The sequence below is a fragment of the Rhizobacter sp. P3_B12 genome, assembly GCF_056402895.1.
In genome coordinates, this window is sequence record NZ_JBFUGN010000656.1 from 1 (window position 1) to 3,507 (window position 3,507).

The 3,507-nt window shown below is 72.3% G+C and carries 6 protein-coding genes; all 6 read left to right on the forward strand.

The window, feature by feature from the left end:
* Nucleotides 1–430, forward strand: a 430-nt coding sequence (locus AC1D01_RS25590; RefSeq protein ID WP_477871361.1) for a cohesin domain-containing protein, incomplete at its 5' end; no start/stop codon positions are given.
* Complete coding sequence (locus AC1D01_RS25595) at nucleotides 427–918, forward strand: prepilin-type N-terminal cleavage/methylation domain-containing protein (RefSeq protein ID WP_477871363.1); 492 nt, start codon at nucleotides 427–429, stop codon at nucleotides 916–918. The genes AC1D01_RS25590 and AC1D01_RS25595, both read left to right, overlap by 4 nt.
* The gene (locus tag AC1D01_RS25600; protein WP_477871365.1) at nucleotides 918–1,301 is read left to right on the forward strand and encodes a type II secretion system protein; all 384 of its coding nucleotides are present in this window, start codon (nucleotides 918–920) and stop codon (nucleotides 1,299–1,301) included. Before AC1D01_RS25595 ends, AC1D01_RS25600 begins: the two co-directional genes overlap by 1 nt.
* Before the next feature lie 25 nt (nucleotides 1,302–1,326).
* Nucleotides 1,327–1,770: a type II secretion system protein gene (locus AC1D01_RS25605; protein WP_477871367.1), complete on the forward strand. Its 444-nt coding sequence runs from the start codon at nucleotides 1,327–1,329 to the stop codon at nucleotides 1,768–1,770.
* The gene (gene gspG / locus AC1D01_RS25610) at nucleotides 1,767–2,180 is read left to right on the forward strand and encodes a type II secretion system major pseudopilin GspG (RefSeq protein WP_477871369.1); all 414 of its coding nucleotides are present in this window, start codon (nucleotides 1,767–1,769) and stop codon (nucleotides 2,178–2,180) included. The genes AC1D01_RS25605 and gspG overlap by 4 nt, the downstream gene beginning before the upstream one ends.
* Nucleotides 2,181–2,195: 15 nt before the next feature.
* Nucleotides 2,196–3,398, forward strand: coding sequence for a type II secretion system F family protein (locus AC1D01_RS25615; RefSeq protein ID WP_477871371.1), 1,203 nt, complete (start codon nucleotides 2,196–2,198; stop codon nucleotides 3,396–3,398).
* Nucleotides 3,399–3,507 lie beyond the last annotated feature (109 nt).

The window sequence follows — 3,507 nt, forward strand, 5'->3', positions numbered from 1 at the left end:
GGCCGCGCCCGCGGCAGCCGCCCCGACGCTCAGCTGGAGCGCGCCGGCCGAGGTCAAGGTCGGCGACACCTTCGTCGCGACGCTGAACCTCGCGACGCCGCTCGCGCTGCGCGGCGCGCCGGTGCAGCTCGCCATCAGCAAGGGCCTGCTGTCGGTGGTCGACGTCGACGAGGGCGACCTGTTCAGGCAGGGTGGCGCGGCCACCAGCTTCAGCAAGACGATCGACGCCGAGCAGGGCAAGGTGCAGGCCGGCGCGATCCGCAACCAGGCCACCGGCGCGAACGGCCAGGGCAGCCTGCTGAGTGTGCGGCTGAAGGCCACCGCCGCCGGCACCGCGGAGCTGACGACGCTCGGCGTGCAGCTGCTCGGCCTCGACGGCCCGGCACAGCCGATCGGCCTGCCGCCGCCGCTGAAGGTGATCGTCAAATGAGCCTCTTGCCCGTCCTGCCGCGGCGGATCCGCGCCGCCGGCTACACGCTGATCGAGCTGGTCGTCGTGCTGGCGGTGCTCGGCGTGCTGGCCGTCGCGGTCTTCCCGCTGGCCGAGGTCACGCTGCAGCGCGAACGCGAGCGCGAGCTGAAGCAGGCGCTGTGGCAGATCCGCGAGGCGATCGATGCCTACAAGCGCGCCAACGACAAGGGCCAGCTGTCGCAGCCGGCCGGCGCCACCGGCTACCCGCCGAGCCTGCAGGCGCTGGTCAGCGGCGACACCGGCCTGCCGGGTGCGCAGCGCATGGTCTTCCTGCGCCGCATCCCGCGCGACCCGTTCGCCAGCGCCGAGCTGCCGGCCGAGCAGACCTGGGGCCTGCGCAGCTACCTGTCGACGGCCGAGCAGCCGCAGGCCGGCGCCGATGTCTACGACGTGTTCTCCCGCTCGACGCGCAGCGGGCTGAACGGCGTGCCGCTGAGGGACTGGTGATGCAGGTCATGCGCAAGGCACGCGGCTTCACGCTGATCGAGCTGATGGTGGTGATGGCGGCCATCGGCCTGCTGCTGGCCATCACGGTGCCGCGCTATGCCGAGCATGTCGACCGTGCGCGCGAAGTGGTGCTGCGCCAGAACCTCGCGGCGGTGCGCGATGCGATCGACAAGTTCTACGCCGACCGCGGCCGCTACCCGGCGGCGCTGCAAGAGCTGGTGCAGGCGCGCTACCTGCGGCAGCTGCCGGTCGATCCGGTGACGGACCGCATCGACACCTGGGTGCTCGTGAACTCCGACAGCGGCGCCGCCGCGGGGGTGTCGGACGTGCACAGCGGTGCGCCGGGGCAGGCGCGCGACGGGAGCCCCTATGCGAGCTGGTAGGCCACCATCGCGCGGATTCACCTACGTGATCGTGCTGCTGCTGGTCGCGCTGCTCTCGCTCGGCCTGTCGATCGCCGGGCCGCGCTGGGCCGATGCGGCGCAGCGCGAGCGCGAGGACGAACTGGTGCGCATCGGCACGCTGTACGCGCAGGCCATCACCCGCTACCGCGAGGCCTCGCCGGGCTCGCTGAAGCAGTACCCGGCCTCGCTCGACAACCTGCTGCTGGACAACCGCTTCGTCGGCACGCGCCGCCACCTGCGCCGGCTCTACACCGACCCGCTGGTGCCGGGCCGCCCGCTCGGCGTCGTGCGCGGCGCCGACGGCAGCGTGCGCGGCGTGTTCAGCACCAGCGAGGCGCAGCCGCTGCGGCGCACCCCGCTGCAGATCGACGGCCTGGCCGACATGCCGCCCGCCGCGCAGTACAACCAATGGGTCTTCATGGCCAAACCGATCGCATCGACATCATGATCAACGCTTCCCGCCGTGGCTTCACGCTGCTCGAACTCCTCGTCGTGATCCTGATCATCGGCCTGCTGACCGGCATCGTCGGCCCGCGCTTCCTCGGGCAGATCGGCCGCTCGGAGGTCACGGCCGCGAAGGCTCAGCTCGATGCCTTCGACAAGGCGCTGCAGGCCTACCGCATCGACACCGGCCGCTTCCCGACCACCGCGCAGGGCCTGCAGGCGCTGCTGGTCGCGCCCGCCGACGAGCCGCGCTGGCGCGGCCCCTACCTGCGCGGTGCGCTGCCGCAGGATCCGTGGGGCAGTGCCTACCAGTACCGCGCGCCCGGCCTGCAAGGCCAGGAGTTCGAGTTGCTGAGCCTGGGCAAGGACCGCGCGCCCGGCGGCACCGACGACGACGCCGACCTGACGCGCTGAACCGCGAGCACCGCCATGCAGTTCAAGGTCCGCTACTACGACCCCGGCCAGGCCGCCGTGCTGGAGCGGCTGGCGCAGGCCGAGTCGCTGCAGGCGGTGCAGGCGCAGCTGGCGGGTGAAGGCCTGGTGTTCGTCGGCGCCGAGGCACAGCCGGGCGGGCCGGCGCGCACGCCGCTGCTCGGCGGCGGCGCGGGGGCATTCAACGTGGCGTGGTGGTGCCGCGAGCTGCGCACGCTGCTGCAGGCCGGCATGACGGTGGTCGAGGCGCTCGAGACGCTGCAGGCGCAATCGTCGCAGGGCGCGCGCGGCGACATCCAGGCCGAGCTGCTGCGCGCGCTGCGCGAGGGGCGGCCGCTGTCGAAGGCGATGCACGAGTCGCAGGCCTTCCCGCCGGTGCTGGTGGCGAGCGTGAAGGCCAGCGAGCGCACCAGCACGCTGGGCAGCGCACTGGCCGATTTCCTGGCGCACGACGAGATGATGGGCGCCCTGCGCAAGCAGGTGGTCAGCGCGGCGATCTACCCCGCTGTGGTCGTGACGCTCGGGCTGCTGATCACGCTGTTCCTGCTGCTGTACGTGATCCCGCGCTTCTCGGGCATGTACGTGGATTTCCACGGCAACCTGAGCCTGCCGACGCAGGTGCTGCTGGGTTTCAGCAAGGCCGTCTCGCAGCACACCGCCCAGGTGGCCGCGGGCCTGGCGGCGCTGGTGGTGGGCGGCGTGTGGTGGATCCGCTCGGGCGGCGCGATGCGCTTCGCGGTGGCGGTGGGCTCGCGCATCGGGCCGCTGCAGCGCCAGTGGGACCACTTCCGCTTGGCCAAGCTGTACCAGTCGCTCGCGCTGATGTTCCGCGGCGGCTACACGCTGGACGAGGCGATGGCGCTGTGCGAGACGCTGGGGCTCGGTGCGCGCATGAGCGAGGCGGTGGCGCGTGCGCGCGTCGACCTGGCGCGCGGCAAGCGCGTGTCGGCGACGCTGTCGCAGGCCGGGCTGACCGACACCGTGGCCGAGCGGCTGCTGGCGGTGGGCGAGCGCACCGGCAGCTTCGACGTGGTGCTGCAGACCATCTCGCAGCGCCATGCCGCGGCCTTCACCACCTTCGTCGAGCGGGCCACGCGGCTGGTGGAACCGGTGCTGCTGCTGCTGGTGGCGCTGCTGGTCGGCGGCATCGTCGTGATGATGTACATGCCGATCTTCGACATTGCCAATGGAGTGCGTTGATGGAGTGCGCTGAACGATGAGCAACCCGGGTATCGCCTCCCTGGCCCTCCCCGCCCTGATCGCCGACGCGCGGCGCCAGCACCGCGCCGGCGCCGGCACGGTGCTGGAC

Coding starts and splice junctions, on each gene's coding strand:
- AC1D01_RS25595 (WP_477871363.1), top strand. CDS start 427: ATGAGCCTCTTGCCCGTCCTGCCGCGGCGGATCCGCGCCGCCGGCTAC.
- AC1D01_RS25600 (WP_477871365.1), top strand. CDS start 918: ATGCAGGTCATGCGCAAGGCACGCGGCTTCACGCTGATCGAGCTGATG.
- gspG (WP_477871369.1), top strand. CDS start 1,767: ATGATCAACGCTTCCCGCCGTGGCTTCACGCTGCTCGAACTCCTCGTC.
- AC1D01_RS25615 (WP_477871371.1), top strand. CDS start 2,196: ATGCAGTTCAAGGTCCGCTACTACGACCCCGGCCAGGCCGCCGTGCTG.